Source organism: Delftia sp. WSY_16 (assembly GCF_043104415.1).
Classification (GTDB): domain Bacteria; phylum Pseudomonadota; class Gammaproteobacteria; order Burkholderiales; family Burkholderiaceae_C; genus Comamonas; species Comamonas tsuruhatensis.
Map to the genome: position 1 here is coordinate 1034978 of NZ_JBICKS010000040.1, position 18206 is coordinate 1053183.

An 18206-nucleotide genomic window follows, 5' to 3' on the forward strand; every position below is an offset into this window, starting at 1 on the left:
GGCCAGGGCTTCGCACTGGCCGTTCAACAGCTGTCGGATCAACCCGGCAAGCCCAGCCGCTCGCTCACCACCCGCTTGATCAGCTGCTCTGCAAAGCGCGTGACGCGGGTGGACGGGCGTGCGCGCGGAATGGCCAGCACCAGGCGGTTGCGCACGACGGGCGAGATGATCTGCGCGATCGACAGCTGCGAAGGCGAGGCCGTGCCCTGGATGGCGCTCAGCGGCAGCACGGAGTCGCCCATGCCCCGGGCCACCAGCGAGAGCACGGTGTGCACGGAATCGACCTCGGCCAGCATGTGCAGCGGCACGCCGCGCGGCACGGTGTAGCTCTCCAGCAGCTTGCGCAGCGCGTTGGGGCCGCGCGCCATGACGAGCTTGCGCTGGGACAGCGCCGCCATGCGGACCTTGGCGGGCAGCGCATGCCTGCTGACCAGCACCAGTGGCTCGCGCAGCAGGGTCTCCGTGGTGATCTGCGGCGAGTGCGGGGGATCGAACAGCAGGGCCATATCCACGCGCCCGGCGATCAGCCATTCGCGCAGGCTGATGCTCAGGTTCTCCTCGATGGAGATGGTGACGTCGGGGTACTGCTGCAAAAAGCCCTGCACCAGGTCTGCGGCGATGGAGCGCGCCACCCAGGGCGGCAGGCCGATGCTGATGCGCCCGCGCGGGCTGCGCAGCCGGTCCTGCATGTCCGATTCGGCCTGCGCGGCCAGCGCAAAGATGCCGGCCGCATGCTGCAGCAGCGCCTGGCCCGGCTCGGTCAGCACCACGCCGCGCCCGGTGCGCTCAAGCAGCCGCTGTCCCAGCTCCCCCTCCAGCAACAGCACCTGTCGGCTGAGGGCCGGTTGCGACAAATGCAGGGCGGCGGCGGCGCGGCTGAAGCTGCCGGCCTCGGCCACCGCAGCGAAATAGCTCAGGCGCGTCAGGTCCATGGTTCTCCTTGGCAAGGGCTTTCAGCATGCTTTTGGCTGATAGCAGGTATCAGCCAAGTCTATGCCTCATTCGCGGCAAGCCCGCCCACAATCGCCACAAGCCGCTGCCTTGTTGCAAAGCCCCATGCCTGAACTCACCTACGCCCTGTCCCCCTCCAAGCCCGCGCTGCAGCTGCCTGCGTGCGCCTGCGATACCCATGTGCATGTGTTCGGTCCCGGCACCCAGTTTCCCTATGCGGCCGGGCGCAGCTTCACCCCGGCGGACGCGGGCAAGCACACGCTGTTTGCACTGCACCGCCACCTGGGCGTGTCGCGCTGCGTGATCGTGCAGTCCGCCTGCCACGGCCTGGACAACAGTGCGGTGCAGGACGCGATTGCCGCCGGTGGCGGCAACTACCTGGGCGTGGCGCTGGTGGCCGCCGATGTGTCCGATGGCGAGCTGGCGCGGCTGGCGGGTGCGGGGTTCCGGGGCGTGCGCTTCAACTTCATGCGGCACCTGGCCAGCGCCTGCATTGAAGACGTTCTGGCACTGACCCCGCGCCTGGCCGCGGCCGGCCTGCATCTGCAGGTGCATTTCGAAAGCAGCCTGGTGCATACGGTGGGCCGGCAGTTGCAGGCCAGTGCCGTGCCCGTGGTGATCGACCACATGGGGCGCGTGGATGCGCGCCTGGGCGCAGGGCATGCAGATTTCCAGGCGCTGATGCAGCTGCTGGCCGACCAGCCGCAGTTCCACGTCAAGGTCAGCGGCGTGGACCGCATCGACAGCCAGCCGCCCTATGCCCAGGGCAAGCCGCTGGCGCGCCTGCTGGTGGAGCGCTTTCCCACGCAATGCCTGTGGGGCACGGACTGGCCCCACCCCAACCACACGCATGTGCCCGACGACGGCCTGCTGGTCGATGCGCTGGCCGACATCGCGCCCACGCCAGCGCTGCGGCAGGCCCTGCTGGTGGACAACCCGCAGCGGCTGTACCGGTTCTGAGGACCGCACAAGGCGCCTGTCGCCTGTGGCTCATCGCCGGTCGCCCTGCCCACAGATACCCATAAAAGGAGACATCCATGACAAGCATCCCTTCCACCCGCCGCAGGCGCTGCCTGTCCATGGCGCTGGCGGCCCTGGCGCCCCTTGCTGCCCTGGTTTGCGCCGCATGGCCCGCGCTTGCGCCCGCGCAGCCGCAGATGACGCGCATCGTCGTGGCCTTTCCGCCGGGCGGCCCGGTGGACTTCGTGGCGCGCACGCTGGCCGAGCAGTTGGGCAAGGAGCTGGGCAGCATCGTCGTGGTCGAGAACAAGGCCGGTGCCAACGGCGCCATTGCGGCCGAATACGTATCGCGCGCACAGCCGGACACGCGCACGCTGTGGCTGACCAGCGTGGGCGCCGTGGCCATCAACCCGGCGCTGTACCCCAAGCTCGGCTACAAGCCGGCCACCGACCTCGCACCGGTGTCGCTGGTGGTCAGCAACGTGGAGATGCTGGTGGTCAACGCCAAGGCGCCCTACGGCAACGGCGCGCAGTTCGTGGCAGCCGCACGCCAGGCCCGTACACCGCTGACCATGGCCTCGTCCGGCACGGGCAGCGTGCCGCACCTGGCCATGGAATTGCTCAAAGAGCATGCGGGCATCCAGCTCGCACACATTCCCTACAAGGGCGCCGCGCCCGCCATCACGGATGTGGTGGCGGGCCATGTCGATGGTTTCTTTGGCGACATTCCCGGGCTGATCGGACAGATCTCCGCCGGCAAGCTCAAGCCCGTTGCCATTGCCGCCAGCCGGCGCCACCCGCGCTTTCCCGAGGTCAGGACCTTTGCCGAGATCGGCATCACCGGCGTGGATTCGGACAACTGGTACGCCCTGTTCGCCCCCAAGGGCACGCCAGCGGCCGAGACCGAAAAAATGAGCCAGGCCGTGCAGCGGGCGCTGAACACGCCCTCGGTCAAAAGCCGCCTGGAAGCCGCTGGCACCGAAGTCGTGGGCAGCACGCCGGCCGAGCTGGCCAGGGCGCTGCAGGCCGACACCCTCAAATGGAGCCGCGTGGTACGCGCCAACGGCATCACCCCCGACTGAAGCGAGCCCCCATGAGAATCCAACCCGTACTCCCCGGAGCCTGCCCCGAACTGGCGGCTGTGGAATCGCGCATCCTGGCCGAACGCGGCCGCATTTCCGAGCTGTACCAGGTGCTGCTCAACAGCCCGCCCATCGCCCACGGATGGGAGCAGATGCTGTCGGCCGTGCGCAATCGCAGCAGCCTGGATGCAGGGCTGCGCGAGCTGGTCATCCTGCGCGTGGCCGTGCTCAACGGCGCGCCCTATGAATTCAATGCCCATGTGCCCCATGCCCACAAGGCGGGCAAGAGCGATGCGGCCATCGAGGCGACCCGCAGCATCCGCTGCGCCGCGGATGCGCCGTGGACCGAGCAAGAGCACCTTGCCATCCGCCTGACCGATGCCATGACGCGCGACATCACCGTCGCCGACGCGCTGTTCGCCCAGGTGCAGGCCCGCTTCAGCGCGCAGGAGCAGGTGGACCTGGTGGCCACCATCGCGGCCTACAACATGGTCTCGCGCTTTCTCACCGCATTCCATATCGGGCACTGAAGGCATGGCTGATTCCCGCATACCTGCCGACTGCCTGCTGCTGCAATGGACGATGGCAGCGCCCTGCCTGGCAAGCGCCAAGGCACTCGCAAGAAGCGCCTACGGTCCTGCGTTTGGCGACGCCCTCACCCAGGCGGCAGGCCTGGGCGTGCGCCTGACCGTCCAGCGATTCGCCTGGTCGGCCAGCACGGGGCGCATCTACGTCTATGTGGAGCTGCCGGGCCGCATCGGCGTCTCGCGGCCTGCAGTGCTTGCCGTGCAGGCGGCGGCGCAGGCCATGCTGCCGGCCGCATCAAACCTTGCGGCGTCCAGGCTGACGCTGGCCTTCGACCGGCCCGGCGCCTCGCACGGGCAGCAGCGCCATGCCCACTACACGGTGGAGATGGACCCGGCCGAAGGCTGGGCGCCCGAGATCTTTCGCTGGTACGACGAAGAACACATGCCGGGCCTGGCCGCCGTGCAGGGCAACATCCATTCACGCCGCTACCTGAACCACGACGGCGGCCCGCTGTCCCTGGCCTGCTATGACCTGCAAAACCCCGGCGTGCTGGGCTGCCCGGCCTGGCTGCAGGTGCGCGCCACGGCCTGGAGCGACATCACGCGGCCGCATTTCACGCACACCGTGCGCACCATGTTCGCGACCGTGGACGCGGGGGATGGGGCCTGGCCGCCCTATTGAACGCCCTATTGAGCGCCCTATTGAGTGCCCTATTGACCGCCCTGCCCGGGAATCAGCAGCAGCTTGCCCACGCTCTGGCCCGACTCCATGCGCCGGTGCGCCTGCGCGGCCTCGGCCAGCGGCCAGGTGCTGTCGATCACGGGGCGGATGGTGCCGGCCGCCAGCGCGGGCAGCCAGCGCTGGGCAAAGCGCCGGACCATGGCCTGCTTGACTTCGGGCGGGCGCGACTTCATCACCGTGCCGAAGATCCTCAGGTGCCTGTACAGCAGCACGTCCATGGGCACGGCCGCCGCCAGCGCGCCGCCCAGCAGGCCCACGCAGACCATGCGCCCGCCCATGGCCATCGAGCGCAGGTTGCGCTCCAGATACGGGGCACCGATGAAGTCCACCACCACATCCACACCTTGGCCGCCGGTCTGCTCGGCCACCACGGCCTGGAAGTCTTCGCTGCGGTAGTCGATGAACACGTCGGCGCCAAGGCCCATGACAGCCGCCCGCTTGTCGCCGCTGGCCGTGGCGAACACGCGCGCCCCGGCCGCATGCGCCAGCTGCACCGCCGCCGAGCCCACGCCGCTGCCGGCCGCGTGGATGAGCACGGCTTCGCCAGGCTGCAGTTGGGCCAGGTGGAACAGCGCCTCATGCGCCGTCACGAAGACTTCGGCCACCGCGCCGGCATCCGTCAGCGAAAGGCCCTCGGGCACATGCATGGCCATGCGGTGGTCGATGCGCGACAGCTCGGCATAGGCGCCGCCGCCCACGATGCCCATGACGCGGTCGCCCACGGCGAAGCCCTGCACCTCGGCGCCCACTTGCACCACCGTGCCGGCGATCTCCAGGCCCATGAGGTCGGATTCGCCAAAGTGGGCGCGGCCATAGGCGCCCTTGCGGTGCGAGACATCGGCACGGTTCACGCCGATGGAGGCATTGCGCACCAGAAGGTCATGGGGCCGGACTTCGGGCCGGGCCACGTCGCGGGCCACGAGCACTTCGGGGCCGCCGAAATCGTCGAAAACAATGGCTTGCATGCGGGCGTCGTCATTCATGGCGAAAGAGTGTCCAAAAACAGGTTGAAGAAACGAGTGCCCCGAGCTTACGACTGCCGCCAGCCGCTCGAACGCAGCGATTTCGCTCTACAGTGCTGCAAATCTGCATCACGCCAACCGCCATGAACTGGGATGACACCCGCATCTTTCTCGCCCTGACACGCGCCCCTTCCCTGCGCGCGGCCGCACGCATCCTGGGCGTGGACCAGGCCACCGTGGGCCGCCGCCTGAACGCGCTGGAGGCCGAGCTGGGCAGCAAGCTCTTCCTGCGCGCCAGGGACGGCTACCTGCTGACCGCCGCCGGCGAGGCCGCACTGGGCGCGGCGCGACGCATGGAGGGCGCGGCGCTGGACCTGCGCACGCGCATCGAAGGCCTGGACGACAGCCCGGCCGGCCTGGTGCGCGTGACCAGCACCGACTCGATTGCCACCGAATTCCTGCTGCCCGCCATCGAGCGCCTGCAGCAGCGCTGGCCCGGCATCCGCGTGGACCTGGAGGTGTCCACCCAGATGCTCAACCTGGGCCGCCGCCAGGCCGACATCGCGTTTCGCAACGTCCGCCCCGAGGCGCCAGAGCTGGTGGTGCGCCGCGTGGCGGCATGGCCGGTAGGACTGTTTGCGAGTGCCGCCTATGTGGCGCGCTTTGGCGAGCCCGTGGCCGAGGACGAACTGCGCGGCCACCACCTCGTGGTCTACGGTCCCTTCCTGGAGCAGCGGCCCGTTCCCACCATGGTGGACGTGCCCGCGCGACAGGCCAGGATCGCCATGGCCGCCAACTCCAGCCTGCTGGTGCGCAAGGCCGTGGCGGCCGGCATAGGCCTGGGCGAAATGCCCGTGAGCATGGGCGAGCGCGAAGGCCTGCTGCGCATCTGGCCGCAGCGCCAGCGCTCGGACGACTACGAGGTCTGGCAGGTCATGCACCCCGACCTGCAGCGCACGGCCCGGGTGCGCGTCACGGCCGAGTTCCTGGCCCAGGCGCTGGGCGCGGAGCCTGCGTGATGCCGAGCTTGTCCAGGGCGGCGGCAATCACGGCGGCAGGGATGCAGGCATGCAGGCATGCAGCGGGAGCCGATGATCGGCAGAACCTGCGCCAGCGCACCGGACAGGCTGCCCGGTGGCCACCGGCTGCGCCTTCAGTCTTGGGAAGCAGGCCTGTGCCTGTCCTTGCGCAGCATCTCCAGATAGAGCGCCTCCACCTTCTCGCGCGCCCAGGGCGTCTTGCGCAGGAACTTCAGGCTGGAGCTGACGCTGGGGTCCAGCGCAAAGCAGCGCACCGGAACCTGCCGCGCAAGCCCGGCCCAGCCGTAGCGGGCCTCCAGGGCAAGGACGATGGCTTCGAGCGTGACGCCGTGCAGCGGATTGCGGGGCTGGGCGGCGGGAGGCGGGGTTTCTTGCATGGCGCGATTTTCGCCCGCCTTTGCAGTGCTGCGGACCGCAGCTTTATTTGTAATTACATGCAACCATGCCGTAAGTTTCTGTAGCATTGTGGCGTTCCTGGCCTTCTGCTGCACTCCCCGACCATGCCCGCCCTGTCCCTTCGCCAGAAACTGCTGGCACCGCTGGTTTTCTGCCTTCTCGCGCTGCTTGCGCTCACCCTCTTCAACGCCTACCAGGCACGCGACAAGGCCTACGAGGCCCGGCAGCAGGCGCTGCGCGACTTCGTCGATGCGGGCGACAGCCTGATTGCGGCGATTGCCGCCGAGGCCAAGGCCGGCAAGCTGACAGAGGAAGAAGCCAAGGCCACCGCCATTGCCCGCGTGGGCCAGTTGCGCTATGCAGGCGGCGCAGGCTACATCACCAGCATCACCACGGATTCCGTGGTGCTGAACAATCCCGCAAGCCCGGGCATCAACGGCAAGAACATGGGCGGCTTCCAGGATGCCAAGGGCAACTACCTGTACCGCAACATTGCCGCCGTGGGCGCGTCGGCCCAGGGCAGCGGCTACCTCACGTACTGGTGGCCCCGCCCCGGCGCCAAGGAGCCCAGCGAGAAGCTGGCCTATGCCAGGCGCTCCACGGCCTGGAACTGGGACCTGATCGCTGGCGACTATGTGGACGACATCCAGCAGGCCTTTGTCGCCACCATCACCAAGTCGGTGGCGGCGCTGGCCGTGCTGGGCGCACTGCTGTCCCTGATTGCGTGGCTGGCCACGCGCAGCGTGCTCAATGCCATTGGCGGCGAGCCGGCGGTGGCGGCCGAGATTGCCAACCGCATCGCCTCGGGCGACCTGTCGCAGTCGGGGCTGGCGGGCGCAGCCCAGGCCCCCGAAGGCAGCGTGATCGCCGCCGTGCAGCGCATGAGCGAGCAGCTGCGCCAGCTGGTGACACGCATCCATGACACGGCCGGCGTCATCCACCGCTCGGCCGGCGAGATCGCCACGGGCAGCGTGGACCTGTCGCAGCGCACGGAGCGCCAGGCCAGTTCGCTGGAAGAAACCGCCGCCTCCATGGAGCAGCTCACGGCCACCGTGCACCAGAACGCCGAGAACGCCCAGCACGCCAGCCAGATCGCCTCGGGCGCCTGTTCCGTGGCCGAGCGCGGCGGCTCCGTGGTGGACCAGGTGGTGGCCACCATGGGCGAGATCAACAGCTCCTCGCGCCGCGTGGTGGACATCATCGGCGTGATCGACGGCATTGCCTTCCAGACCAATATCCTCGCGCTGAATGCGGCCGTGGAAGCGGCGCGCGCGGGCGAGCACGGGCGCGGCTTTGCCGTGGTGGCGGGCGAGGTGCGCACGCTGGCACAGCGCAGCGCCTCGGCCGCGCGCGAGATCAAGACGCTGATCCAGACCTCGGTGGAAAGCGTGGACGCCGGCGCCACCCTGGTAGACCAGGCCGGCCAGACCATGCGCGAGGTGGTCACCACGGTGCGCAACATCACGGGCATCGTGACCGAGATCGCCTCGGCCAGCCGCGAGCAAAGCAGCGGCATCGAGCAGGTGGGCCATGCCGTGACCGACATGGACCGCGTGACCCAGCAAAACGCCGCACTGGTGGAGCAGTCCTCGGCCGCCACGCAGGTGCTGCAGCAGGAGTCGGAGAAGCTCTCCCGCCTGACGGCATCGTTCAAACTCTAGGCTTCGCTTCCCTTCTCTTTTCAGACATGATCACCTGCTACCTGCGCTACATCATCGACCCGTTCAAGGCCAAGGAATTCGAGGAGTACGGCAAGACCTGGATTCCTCTGGTCGAGAAATTCGGCGGCAAGCACCACGGCTACTTCCTGCCGTCCGAAGGCGCCAACAATGTGGCGCTGGCCATGTTCAGCTTCCCCAGCATGGCGCTGTACGAGGAGTACCGCATCAAGTCCATGCAGGACCCCGAGTGCCAGGCCGCCTTCCGCTACGCGGAGGACACGCGCTGCATCCTGAGCTACGAGCGCAGCTTCATGCGCCCGGTGTTCGGCTGAATCTGCCCGGCGCCGCAGCCGCCCCTCGAACCGGGCAAGCGGGCAAGCGCTGGCGGCTCGACAAATCCGGCGCCGCGTCTGAACGGGCCTACAGCAGAATGTCCGCCGTGGGGTACTTCCAGAAGTCGCGCAGCAGGTAGCTGATCGGCAGGTTCAGATTCGTGGAGCTGGGTGGAATCGGCTGCAGGAACCACTTCTCGTAGATGGGGTGGATTTCGCGGCTGGTGATGATCCGCTTCATCTCTTCATCGACCAGTTTCTTGAACGCGGTATCGGCCTTCGGCAGCATGATCGCCAGGGGTTCGGTGGACAGGAACTTGCCCACCACCTTCAAGGCACGTGGATCAGGCCGTGCAGCGGCCAGCCCGTTGAGAAGCACGTCATCCATCACGAACGCGTCGGCTTCGCCGTTCTCCACCATCTCCAGGGCCCTCGCGTGATCGGGGGCCTCCACAATGGTGATGCCCATCAGGCGCTGCCTGTTGGCCTGCGTCACCAGGGCCATCGGGCTGGTGCCCTTGGTGGAAACCAGCTTTTTGCCCTTGAGATCCTCCATCGCGTTGATGGTGCTGTCGGCCTTCACGAGCATCCGGGCGCCGGTGATGAAATGGGGAACCGTGAACGCCACGGTCTGGCGCCGCTGCGCGTTGTTCGTGGTCGAGCCGCACTCCATGTCGGCCTTGCCCTGCTCGATCACGGCCATGCGATTGGCGGGCGTGACCATCAGGAACTCCACCTTCATGTCCCCCCTGCCTGTCTGCTTGCGCACCGCCTCGGCCAGGCGAAGGCACAGATCCAGCGCATAACCGACGGGCTTGCCGCTGCGGGTGTCGATGTAGGAGAAGGGAACCGACGATTCCCGGTGCGCAATCACCAGCGCGCCACCGGCCTGGATCTTGTCCAGCACACCGGCTGCAGATACACCGCTCAAGGCCGACAGGCCCAACGCACCCAACGCGATTCCCCACTGGCGAAAGATCATCTGAGTCCTTGGCTCGCAAGCGCCGGGCGGCGCCCAGCAGGTTGTGACAGGTTATACACGTATTGTTACCAGGTGCGCAAACCTGGGCTGCTGGCTGTTTCGGTGGCAGCTTGGGCACTGGCTTTTCCCCCTCCCCCGTTATGGCAGGATCACCAGCACCAGAATTACCGAGGGAACTCCCATGCTGATCAACTGCGTTGCCTACGAAAACGGGGCCAAGCTGGCGGACATTCCTGTCGCCGACATCAGCAACTACATAGAGCGGCCCGGCTGCTTCGTCTGGGTGGCGCTGGCGGACGCCATGCCGGCCGAGCTGGAGGAGATGCGCCAGGAGTTCGGCCTGCACGCCCTGGCCGTGGAGGATGCGCTGCACGGCCACCAGCGGCCCAAGCTGGAGGAGTACGGCAGCTCGCTGTTTGCCGTGATGCACCTGCTGGAGCCCGAGCCCGAGCGGCCCGGCCACTTCAACCACGGCGAGGTCGATGTCTTCGTGGGCTCCAACTACGTGCTGTCGGTGCGCAACCGCAGCAAGCGCGGTTTCCTGGGCGTGCGCGAGCGCTGCGAAAGCGAGCCCGAGCTGCTGCGCCATGGCTCGGGCTTTGTGCTGTATGCGCTGATGGATGCGGTGGTGGACCGCTACTTTCCCATCATCGACGCGCTGGAGGTGGAGCTGGAGCAGATCGAGCAGCAGATCTTCACCAAGGGCGCGGCGCGCGACAACATCAAGCAGCTGTATGAACTCAAGGGCCGCGCCATGGACCTCAAGCACGCCGTGGCCCCCCTGCTGGAAGCCGTGGGCAAGCTCAACGGCGGGCGCGTCCCCCAGATCTGCGTGGGCTCCAGGGACTACTTCCGCGATGTGATGGATCACCTGGGCCGCATCAACGCCCAGATCGACACCATGCGCGACACCGTGGGCACGGCCATCCAGGTGAACCTGTCCATGGTGTCCATCGAGGAAAACGAAGTCACCAAGCGGCTGGCAGCCTGGGCCAGTATCTTCGCCATCTGCACGGCCTTCTTCGGCGTCTGGGGCATGAACTTCGAGAACATGCCCGAACTGAAGTGGCAATACGGCTATCCGGCCGCACTGCTGTTCGTGCTGGGTGTTTGCGGCCTGCTTTACTACAAGTTCCGCAAGGCGGGGTGGCTGTAGGCGGCGGGAAGGCGAGCGGTGCCAGGGTATTCACCCAGCCGCACCGTCACAGCCGCGTCACACATCCACGCCACCATCCCAGGCGCCAACTCCTGGACGCCCGGATTCCCCACCATGTACGACGAACTTCTGCCCGACCACCATGATTCGCTGATGCAGCGCATCGAACGCGATCTGCTCGACAGCTACGACGAAGAACTGGAGATGGAGATAGACGACGCCCGCCTGGGCAGCGGTGGCGACGATCTGGACGGTGCCGACACCGTGAGCCGCCAGACCTACTTCCGCGAGCTGCTGCGCCTGCAGGGCGAGCTGGTCAAGCTGCAGGACTGGGTGCAGCACCACAGGAAAAAGGTGGTCATCCTCTTCGAGGGCCGCGATGCGGCCGGCAAGGGCGGCGTGATCAAGCGCATCACCCAGCGCCTGAACCCGCGCGTGTGCCGCGTGGCCGCCCTGCCCGCGCCCAACGACCGCGAGCGCACGCAATGGTATTTCCAGCGCTATGTCTCCCACCTGCCTGCGGGCGGCGAGATCGTTCTCTTCGACCGCAGCTGGTACAACCGCGCCGGCGTGGAGCGTGTGATGGGCTTTTGCTCCGACGAGGAGTACGAGGAATTCTTCCGCTCCGTGCCCGAGTTCGAGAAGATGCTGGTGCGCTCGGGCATCACGCTGGTGAAGTACTGGTTCTCCATCACCGACGAGGAGCAGCACCTGCGCTTTCTGGGCCGCGTGCACGACCCGCTCAAGCAGTGGAAGCTCAGTCCCATGGACTTCGAGAGCCGCCGCCGCTGGGAGGACTACACCAAGGCCAAGGAAGCCATGCTGGAGCGCACCCACATCGCCGAGGCGCCCTGGTGGCTGGTGCAGGCCGTGGACAAGAAGAAGGCCCGGCTCAACTGCATCTCCCACCTGCTGACGCAGCTGCCCTACGAGGAGATAGAGCACCCGGCCATCGTGCTGCCCGAGCGCACGCGCAACCCGGAGTACACGCGCAACCCGGTTCCCCAGCACATGTACGTTCCGGACAAGTACTGACACCCCCTGAGGCGCTTCGCGCCTTCCCCCTCTCTACCCGCTTTGCGGGGGAGGGGGACGACACCCTCGGTGCGGGGGCGGCCCTTCCTTGGTGTCTCTGGCTTCAGCAAGTGCCCATTTCATGCGCACGGCCGACTTTCAGACCTTCTGCGCCTCGCCATCCTCCACGGATGCCTCTGGCCACTCAGAGGACGCGGAGGGCTCGGAGGACTCGGACGACTCAGGCGTCTCTGGCGCTGGCTCTGCCTTGGCGACTGCAGCCGCCTGCGGCACCTCGGCAACCTCTACAACCTCGGCCGCACGCTTGCGCCGGTCCTGCTCCAGCAGCGCGGTCAGCGCCGCGTGGATGCGCTCCAGCGTGCCGCCCGGGTTGACCCACCAGTCCGTGGACCAGATGCGCAGAATCTGCCAGCCCAGGCCGCGCAGCACCTGCTCGCGCAGCTTGTCGCGGTCGCGCGCCGTGGCCGAGCGGTGGTAGGTGGCGCCGTCGCACTCCACGCCCGCCAGGTAGCTGCCCGCAAGGTCCGGGTGCACCACGCCCAGGTCCACGCGGAACGAGGATGCGCCGATCTGCGTGTGCACGCGCCAGCCCTTGCGCTCCAGCGCCTGGGCCACGCTGGCCTCGAAGGGGCTGTCGAAATCGCCCTGGCTGCCATGGTGCGACTCGGCCAGCGCGCGCGGGCCGCGCTCGGCAAATTCCAGGAAGTGCTTGAGATCGCGCACGCCCGCCGCCTGGGTGCGCGACAGGTCCATCTGCTCGCCGCGCAGGCTGGAGAAGATGCGCAGCTCCTGCCGCGCGCGCGTCACCGCCACGTTCAGCCGCCGCTCGCCGCCGTCGCGGTTGAGCGGGCCGAAGTTCATGGACACCGCGCCCGAGATATCGGGCCCGTAGGTGATGGAAAAGTACATGATGTCCCGCTCGTCGCCCTGCACGCTTTCCAGGTTCTTGACGAAGACGGGCTCCAGCAGCGCTTCGGAGAAAAACGGCTCCAGCCCCGGGTCCTTGCGCCGCTCTTCGTCCAGCAAATCCTCGATCAGGCTTTGCTGCTCGGAGTTGAAGGTGACCACGCCGATGGTGGCACCCGACTGCGCAAACCCCGGCGACTTCAGCCGCGCCACCAGGTCGGCCACCAGGGCCTTGGCCTCGGGCTGGTTGATGCGGGCGCCACCTTTTTCATAGCGGCCCTGCACGGCGTGGAAGCTGACGGCGCGGTCATCGGTGACGGGCGAGGGAAAGGTCACCAGCCCGCCGCCGTAGTAGCGGTGGTTGCTGAAGGCGATCAGGCTTTCATGGCGCGAGCGGTAGTGCCACGACAGGTTGCGCGTGGGCAGGCTGGCGCCCAGGCATTCGTCCAGGATGCTTTCCATGTCCCCTTCCACGCCCTGCGTGTCCTCGTCGAAGGTGTCGGAGGTGTCGGCGCGGCCGAAGAAGCTGGTGGGCGGCAGCTGCTTGGGGTCGCCCACCATGACCACCTGCCTGGCACGCGCCATGGCGCCGATGGCGTCCCAGACGGGAATCTGCGAGGCCTCGTCGAAGATGACGATGTCGAAGTTGCTGGTCTCGGCGCTCAGGTACTGGGCAATGGACAGCGGGCTCATCAGCAGGCAGGGCGTCAGGCGCAGCACGGCCGAGGGGATCTGCTCCAGCAGTTGGCGCAGCGGCAGGTGCTGGCGCTTCTTGGTGATCTCGCGCCGCAGGATGCCCCACTCGCTGTTGCGCTGGATGCTGTCGGCCGACGGCAGGCCCGCGCACAGCCGCGCACGTATCCACTGGCGCGTGACCGAGGTGAATTCATCGTCCAGCGCGCGGAAGTCGGCAATGCGCCGCTCATGCTCGGCAGAGACGAAGCGCTTGAGCACCTCGTCCTCGTCCACGGCCAGCGCCAGCCACCAGCGCGCGTAGTTGACCTCGAAGGCCTGGGGCGCCTGGGCCGGTTCCAGGCTGCCGGACTCGATGGCGTCGGCCAGCGCACCCAGCCCGCCCGCGCGGGCCGCGGCCTGGGCATTGCGCCAGGCGCACCAGGCATGCAGGCCGCCCTGCCCGGCCAGCACGCCGCCCGCCGTGGCCGCCAGCTGCTCGGCCGTGCGCTGGGCCAGGGCACGCTGCTGCGGCTCGCCATGGGCTGCCGCCGCGCTGAAGGGGTCTATGGCCGCGTGCAGGCCGGCCAGGCTGTCCAGCAACTGCTGGCAGGCCATGCCGACCGCGGCGCCCTCGCCCAGCTCGGCGCTGCGCAAGGCCAGCACCTGGTGCAGGGCCTGGCGTGCCTGGGCCAGCTCGGCCTCCTGCCAGCCCAGCCCGGTCAGCCCTGCCTGCAGCGATCCCTGCAGGCGCAGCGCATGCTCCACGGCTTGCGGGCGCGTGTCCAGGCCGTCCCAGACGCCGGGGCAGCGCAAGCGCAGATCGTCCAGCGCCAGCAGCTGTTCCTCGATGGCGCTGCGGGCCGCCAGCTGCGCATGGGCCTGCTGCAGCGCCGCGCCACAACGGCCCTGGGCCACGGCGGCGTGCGATGCCATCAGGCCGCCCCGCCGCGTCAGTTGCAGGCGCTCGCGCTCGAAGGCCAGCGCGTCCTGCAAGGCCTGGGCATCGGTTTCCAGGCCGCGCCACAGGCCGTGGCTGGCATCGGCCAGCGGCAGGTAGCCATCGAGCTGGCGGTCGATCTGGTACAGGGCCTGCAGGCGCTGCACTTCGGCAGCCCAGCGCTCGCCGCCATGGCCTTCGGCCACGGCCTCCAGGCCGTCGAGCGAGAAGGATTTCTGCGCGCGCGCGGCCAGCAGGGCCGCATTGGCCTTCAAGGCGCTGCGCGCATGGTCGGTGCGCGTGCGGTGTCCGGCCCACAGGCCGTCGGCTGCGGCGCCGGGCTGGATCTGGTCCAGTTCCTCGCGCAGGCCCCGGATGCGCACCAGGGCGGCCAGGTCATCGGCCACGCGCGGCTCGCCCGCGCCTTCGATGGTGGCCTCCAGCGCCGCGCGCACCTTGCGCCGGCCCAGCCAGGACAGCGGCCACAAGGACTTGCCGGCCCTGGCCCATTCGCGCTGCAGCTGCGAGACATTGAGCTGGCCCACGCCCGCGCCGTACTTGACGGACAGGCCCTGGCGCAGCGCCGCGATCTCGTCGATGCACTGCAGGCCGCGTTCCAGCTCGTCGCCCAGGGCCACGGGCCAGGGCGTGCCCAGCCCGGCCTGCAGGCGCCGACGCTGCGCCAGCAGTTCCAGCGCCTGGGCCAGGCGCGCCTGCAGCTCGGCCGGCCAGGGCGCCAGCATCTGTGCGGACAGATCACCGTGCTGCGCCAGCAGCTGCAGGCCCGATTGCAGGGATTCGCCAATGCGCGCGCCGTCAGGCAGCACGCAGAAAGCCAGGTTGCGGCCTGCGGCCGCAGGCAGCGCGCGCGCGATCACGCCCAGCGCCGAGCGCGCCTGGCGCCCCAGCGCCGGCCACTCGATGCGCAGCAGCCGGCCCAGCTGCTGCGCCGCCTCGGCAAAGCCCTGGCCTGCATCGTGCAGGGCCTGGGCGGCATCCACCATCTGCTGCTGCCAGCGCACGGACCAGTCGCTGGCCTGCACCGTGGCCAGCGGCCCGTCCTTCAGATGCTGCGCGCCCACGGCCTGGGCATTGGCCTGCAGGCGGCCCGCAGTCTCGCGCAAAAGGGCCAGGCCCGCTTCGTCATGGGCCTGGGGCGTGGGCCAGTGAAATCCCAGGCGCGGCAGCGCCTGGCCACCGGCCACGGCGCCAATGGCGCGGTAGATGGTCCAGCCGTTGGCGTGGCGCCGGTGCAGGCGCTCCACATAGGCCGACAGCTGCTCGCGCAGGCGGCCGAGCTGGCTGGCCTTGGCGGCCCAGGCCTCGGCATCCACCTGGCCATGCGAGTCCCAGGATTTCTGCAACTGGCCCAGCACGTCGAGCTTGCGGCTCTTGTTGGAGTGCAGCTCCAGGCAGAACTCGCCCAGGCCCACTTCGCGCAGGCGGCGGTAGACCACGTCCAGCGCGGCGATTTTCTCGGCCACGAAGAGCACGCGCTTGTCCTCGGCCAGGCATTGCGCGATCAGGTTGGCAATGGTCTGGCTCTTGCCCGTGCCCGGCGGGCCGATGAGCACGAAGTCCTTGCCGCGCGCAGCGGCCATCACGGCCGACAGCTGCGATGAATCGGCCGGCAGCGGGCTGAAGACCTGCTGCGGCGCGAACTCCTGGTCCAGCCGCCGCGTGTCGGGAAAGGCGATCTCCGAGCGATAGGGCTCGCGCGGCGTGTCGATCAGGTGGGCGACCACGGGCGAGCTGCGCAGCTGCTCGGCGCGCTCGGCCAGGTCCTTCCACATCAGGTACTTGGCGAAGGAGAACATGGACAGCACCACGTCCTCGCTGACCTCCCAGCCGCGCACGTCCTTGATCGCCTCGCGCACGCGGGCCCAGATGCCGGTGATGTCCAGCCCGGCCTCGTCGCGCGGCAGGTCGCCTGCGGGCACGCCCAGCTCCAGCTGGAAGTCCTGGCGCAGCATCTCGACCAGCGTGGGGTTGAAGCGCGGCTCGTCCTCATGCGCCTGCAGCGTGAAGCCCGAGCGCGCGCTCTTGCGCTCCAGCGTGACGGGCAGCAGGATCAGCGGCGCGCGCACGCGCACATCGGGCTTGTCGGGCCGGCTCCAGACCAGAAAGCCCAGGGCCACGAACAAGGTGTTGGCGCCGCCTTCCTGCAGCGCGTTGCGCGCGCCGCGAAACAGCTCCACAAAGCGGCTGTCCAGCTCCAGCGGCTCCAGGTCGATGAAGACCTCGCGCCGCTGCAGCGCCTCTTCGGCGTGCGCGCCGCGCAGATCTTCCAGGCTGCGCGCCTCGTGCAATGGCTGGCTGCGCGGGTCCTTGCCCTGCATGAGCTCGGGGCTGGGCAGCAGCTTGAGCACCTGGCCCCGGGCCAGCGTGTCCTCCAGCGCGGGCGCGGCCACCTGCAGCAGCAGCGATTTCTTGCCAGGCTTGAAGTTGAGCAGCGCATTGCGCAGCGACAGGTCCAGCAGCCGGCGCTGCCAGCGCGCCAGCCTGTCCTTGGGATCGAGCTGGGAGGTGGGCACTTCGCGTGTCTGCGCCTGCGCCAGGAGTTCGGGCGGCGGCTCCACGGTGAGCCGTGGCTCGGCCTGTCCTTCGCCGGCCTCGGGCGCGGCGTCCTGCGGCTGGGCCAGCGCCAGCGGGCGGATGCGCTGCATGCGCGCGCGCCGAACGTCCACCAGCAGCTCGAACTGGTCCTCATGCTCTTCGGCCAGCTGGCGCGCGCCCTGGGCAATGGCCTGGCTGAAGGCCACGGCCTGGCCTTGCGCGGCCAGCGTGGTCTCGAAGACCACCAGCTCCTGCAGCTTGAGCCGCTTGCGCACGGCCGTGATGTCATCGACCACGGCGGTCGAGAATTCCTGCCTGCCCAGCCACAGGCCCACGAAGGCATGGCCGCGCGTGAAGACCAGCAGCGGGTTCAGGTGCGCCTGCTCCAGGCAGGAGGCGAACAGCAGCGTCAGGTCCAGGCAGGTGGCCAGGCCCGCATCCAGCACCTGGGTCGCGCCGCGTATCTTCTGGCCCGCATGCTCGAAGCTGGCCGGCGGCAGCGCGTAGTTGAGTTTCTTCTGGAGCACGGAAGTCCAGATGGCCGAGGCCAGTTCCCAGGCCCGCTGCGGCCCCTGTTCATAGCCGTTGATGGCGCCGGACTTGCCCGCCGCCTCCAGCGCCTGCGCCGCGCCCTTGAGGACGCGGTCCACGGCCGGATCGTTGGGTTGCACGAAGGCCGCCACCATCTCGGGCAAATGCCCCAGGCCGCCCCACTGGTTGCGCGCCAGCAGTTCCAGCGGGTGTTCATGCCGGGCCAGCACCGTCTCTGCCGGCTGGCCGCTGCGCAGCTCCAGCCGCAGCACGGCAGGCTCGGCCTCGGTCAGGCGCGAGAGCAAGGCGCCGTCCAGCGCCACATCCAGGTCGGTCAGCGCATAGGTGCTGTGCGCGGCCACCGACTCCAGGCGCCAGGTGCGCGGCTTGATGAAGGCAGGCTCCGAGGCCAGATGCAGGCTCAGCGCCTGCAGCGGCAGCTCGCCCTCGTTGACGATGGCCAGCTCCAGCAGCGCGGGCACGGCGTTCTGGAAGTCGGCGAGATTGAGCTTGGCGACGGTGCCGATGCGCAGCTGCGGGGCCGTCTGCGGCGCCTGGGCGGCGGCGGGGGCGGCATCTGCGGGGGAATCTCGGCGGGGGTCTTCTGTCATGCGCGGTAGTCCTTGGCTGGCCAGCAGGCGGCGGGAACTGTCGAAATCCCGTCATATTCCTGGCCTGACGATTGTCCGCTGCGAATGGGGCGCCGTGTCCGAGATGGGCGGTTTTCAGGGGTCACTGTTTGCAAAAAATGAGAGCAGGAAACCGCGCCGAGAGC

The 18206-nt window shown here is 68.6% G+C and carries 14 protein-coding genes; 9 read left to right on the forward strand and 5 right to left on the reverse strand.

Going from position 1 to position 18206, the window contains the following annotated elements; translation table 11 throughout:
- Positions 1-38: 38 nt before the first annotated feature.
- Positions 39-932, reverse strand: a complete 894-nt coding sequence (locus ACF8O7_RS24390) for a LysR family transcriptional regulator (protein WP_016446401.1) — start codon at positions 930-932, stop codon at positions 39-41.
- 124 nt (positions 933-1056) lie between these two features.
- Between ACF8O7_RS24390 and ACF8O7_RS24395 the strand changes: the two genes are divergently transcribed.
- The 4 genes from ACF8O7_RS24395 (at position 1057) to ACF8O7_RS24410 (ending at position 4202) form a co-directional block, all read left to right on the forward strand.
- The gene (locus ACF8O7_RS24395) at positions 1057-1911 is read left to right on the forward strand and encodes an amidohydrolase family protein (RefSeq protein ID WP_392444470.1); all 855 of its coding nucleotides are present in this window, start codon (positions 1057-1059) and stop codon (positions 1909-1911) included.
- Positions 1912-1988: 77 nt separating this feature from the next.
- Positions 1989-2993: a tripartite tricarboxylate transporter substrate binding protein gene (locus ACF8O7_RS24400; RefSeq protein WP_160853821.1), complete on the forward strand. Its 1005-nt coding sequence runs from the start codon at positions 1989-1991 to the stop codon at positions 2991-2993.
- A gap of 11 nt (positions 2994-3004) precedes the next feature.
- Positions 3005-3523 (forward strand): carboxymuconolactone decarboxylase family protein, encoded by a 519-nt coding sequence (locus tag ACF8O7_RS24405; RefSeq protein ID WP_392444472.1) that lies wholly within the window; start codon positions 3005-3007, stop codon positions 3521-3523.
- Positions 3524-3527: 4 nt separating this feature from the next.
- Positions 3528-4202 (forward strand): hypothetical protein, encoded by a 675-nt coding sequence (locus ACF8O7_RS24410; RefSeq protein ID WP_034366750.1) that lies wholly within the window; start codon positions 3528-3530, stop codon positions 4200-4202.
- Between the two features lie 29 nt (positions 4203-4231).
- Here the strand turns inward: ACF8O7_RS24410 and ACF8O7_RS24415 are convergent, their stop codons facing one another.
- Positions 4232-5245 carry an NAD(P)H-quinone oxidoreductase gene (locus ACF8O7_RS24415; RefSeq protein ID WP_133073925.1) on the reverse strand — a complete coding sequence of 338 codons (1014 nt, stop codon included), beginning with the start codon at positions 5243-5245 and terminating at the stop codon, positions 4232-4234.
- A 122-nt stretch (positions 5246-5367) separates the two neighbouring features.
- Between ACF8O7_RS24415 and ACF8O7_RS24420 the strand changes: the two genes are divergently transcribed.
- Positions 5368-6243 (forward strand): LysR family transcriptional regulator, encoded by an 876-nt coding sequence (locus ACF8O7_RS24420; RefSeq protein ID WP_016446407.1) that lies wholly within the window; start codon positions 5368-5370, stop codon positions 6241-6243.
- A gap of 134 nt (positions 6244-6377) precedes the next feature.
- Here ACF8O7_RS24420 and ACF8O7_RS24425 read toward each other — a convergent pair whose 3' ends face one another.
- Positions 6378-6641 (reverse strand): VF530 family DNA-binding protein, encoded by a 264-nt coding sequence (locus ACF8O7_RS24425; RefSeq protein WP_191625470.1) that lies wholly within the window; start codon positions 6639-6641, stop codon positions 6378-6380.
- A 123-nt stretch (positions 6642-6764) separates the two neighbouring features.
- Here ACF8O7_RS24425 and ACF8O7_RS24430 point away from each other — a divergent pair, with 123 nt between their 5' ends.
- Together ACF8O7_RS24430 and ACF8O7_RS24435 are read left to right on the forward strand one after the other, a co-directional pair.
- The gene (locus tag ACF8O7_RS24430) at positions 6765-8321 is read left to right on the forward strand and encodes a methyl-accepting chemotaxis protein (RefSeq protein ID WP_392444475.1); all 1557 of its coding nucleotides are present in this window, start codon (positions 6765-6767) and stop codon (positions 8319-8321) included.
- A 26-nt stretch (positions 8322-8347) separates the two neighbouring features.
- The gene (locus ACF8O7_RS24435) at positions 8348-8653 is read left to right on the forward strand and encodes an NIPSNAP family protein (RefSeq protein WP_012206218.1); all 306 of its coding nucleotides are present in this window, start codon (positions 8348-8350) and stop codon (positions 8651-8653) included.
- A gap of 88 nt (positions 8654-8741) precedes the next feature.
- On the opposite strand, the gene ACF8O7_RS24440 is transcribed toward ACF8O7_RS24435, so the two are convergent.
- The gene (locus tag ACF8O7_RS24440; protein WP_392418947.1) at positions 8742-9635 is read right to left on the reverse strand and encodes an amino acid ABC transporter substrate-binding protein; all 894 of its coding nucleotides are present in this window, start codon (positions 9633-9635) and stop codon (positions 8742-8744) included.
- Between the two features lie 181 nt (positions 9636-9816).
- Here ACF8O7_RS24440 and corA point away from each other — a divergent pair, with 181 nt between their 5' ends.
- Together corA and ppk2 are read left to right on the forward strand one after the other, a co-directional pair.
- A complete protein-coding gene (gene corA / locus ACF8O7_RS24445; protein ID WP_392444477.1) occupies positions 9817-10791 on the forward strand; it encodes a magnesium/cobalt transporter CorA in 975 nt (324 codons plus the stop codon).
- 114 nt (positions 10792-10905) lie between these two features.
- The gene (ppk2, locus tag ACF8O7_RS24450) at positions 10906-11826 is read left to right on the forward strand and encodes a polyphosphate kinase 2 (protein ID WP_017404332.1); all 921 of its coding nucleotides are present in this window, start codon (positions 10906-10908) and stop codon (positions 11824-11826) included.
- A 138-nt stretch (positions 11827-11964) separates the two neighbouring features.
- Here the strand turns inward: ppk2 and ACF8O7_RS24455 are convergent, their stop codons facing one another.
- Positions 11965-18042, reverse strand: coding sequence for a DUF4011 domain-containing protein (locus tag ACF8O7_RS24455; protein ID WP_392444479.1), 6078 nt, complete (start codon positions 18040-18042; stop codon positions 11965-11967).
- Between the last annotated feature and the right edge of the window lie 164 nt (positions 18043-18206).

Excerpts from the sequence above, each read along its gene's own strand:
- ACF8O7_RS24390 (WP_016446401.1), bottom strand. The coding sequence starts at position 932 with ATGGACCTGACGCGCCTGAGCTATTTCGCTGCGGTGGCCGAGGCCGGC.
- ACF8O7_RS24395 (WP_392444470.1), top strand. The coding sequence starts at position 1,057 with ATGCCTGAACTCACCTACGCCCTGTCCCCCTCCAAGCCCGCGCTGCAG.
- ACF8O7_RS24400 (WP_160853821.1), top strand. The coding sequence starts at position 1,989 with ATGACAAGCATCCCTTCCACCCGCCGCAGGCGCTGCCTGTCCATGGCG.
- ACF8O7_RS24405 (WP_392444472.1), top strand. The coding sequence starts at position 3,005 with ATGAGAATCCAACCCGTACTCCCCGGAGCCTGCCCCGAACTGGCGGCT.
- ACF8O7_RS24410 (WP_034366750.1), top strand. The coding sequence starts at position 3,528 with ATGGCTGATTCCCGCATACCTGCCGACTGCCTGCTGCTGCAATGGACG.
- ACF8O7_RS24415 (WP_133073925.1), bottom strand. The coding sequence starts at position 5,245 with ATGAATGACGACGCCCGCATGCAAGCCATTGTTTTCGACGATTTCGGC.
- ACF8O7_RS24420 (WP_016446407.1), top strand. The coding sequence starts at position 5,368 with ATGAACTGGGATGACACCCGCATCTTTCTCGCCCTGACACGCGCCCCT.
- ACF8O7_RS24425 (WP_191625470.1), bottom strand. The coding sequence starts at position 6,641 with ATGCAAGAAACCCCGCCTCCCGCCGCCCAGCCCCGCAATCCGCTGCAC.
- ACF8O7_RS24430 (WP_392444475.1), top strand. The coding sequence starts at position 6,765 with ATGCCCGCCCTGTCCCTTCGCCAGAAACTGCTGGCACCGCTGGTTTTC.
- ACF8O7_RS24435 (WP_012206218.1), top strand. The coding sequence starts at position 8,348 with ATGATCACCTGCTACCTGCGCTACATCATCGACCCGTTCAAGGCCAAG.
- ACF8O7_RS24440 (WP_392418947.1), bottom strand. The coding sequence starts at position 9,635 with ATGATCTTTCGCCAGTGGGGAATCGCGTTGGGTGCGTTGGGCCTGTCG.
- corA (WP_392444477.1), top strand. The coding sequence starts at position 9,817 with ATGCTGATCAACTGCGTTGCCTACGAAAACGGGGCCAAGCTGGCGGAC.
- ppk2 (WP_017404332.1), top strand. The coding sequence starts at position 10,906 with ATGTACGACGAACTTCTGCCCGACCACCATGATTCGCTGATGCAGCGC.
- ACF8O7_RS24455 (WP_392444479.1), bottom strand. The coding sequence starts at position 18,042 with ATGACAGAAGACCCCCGCCGAGATTCCCCCGCAGATGCCGCCCCCGCC.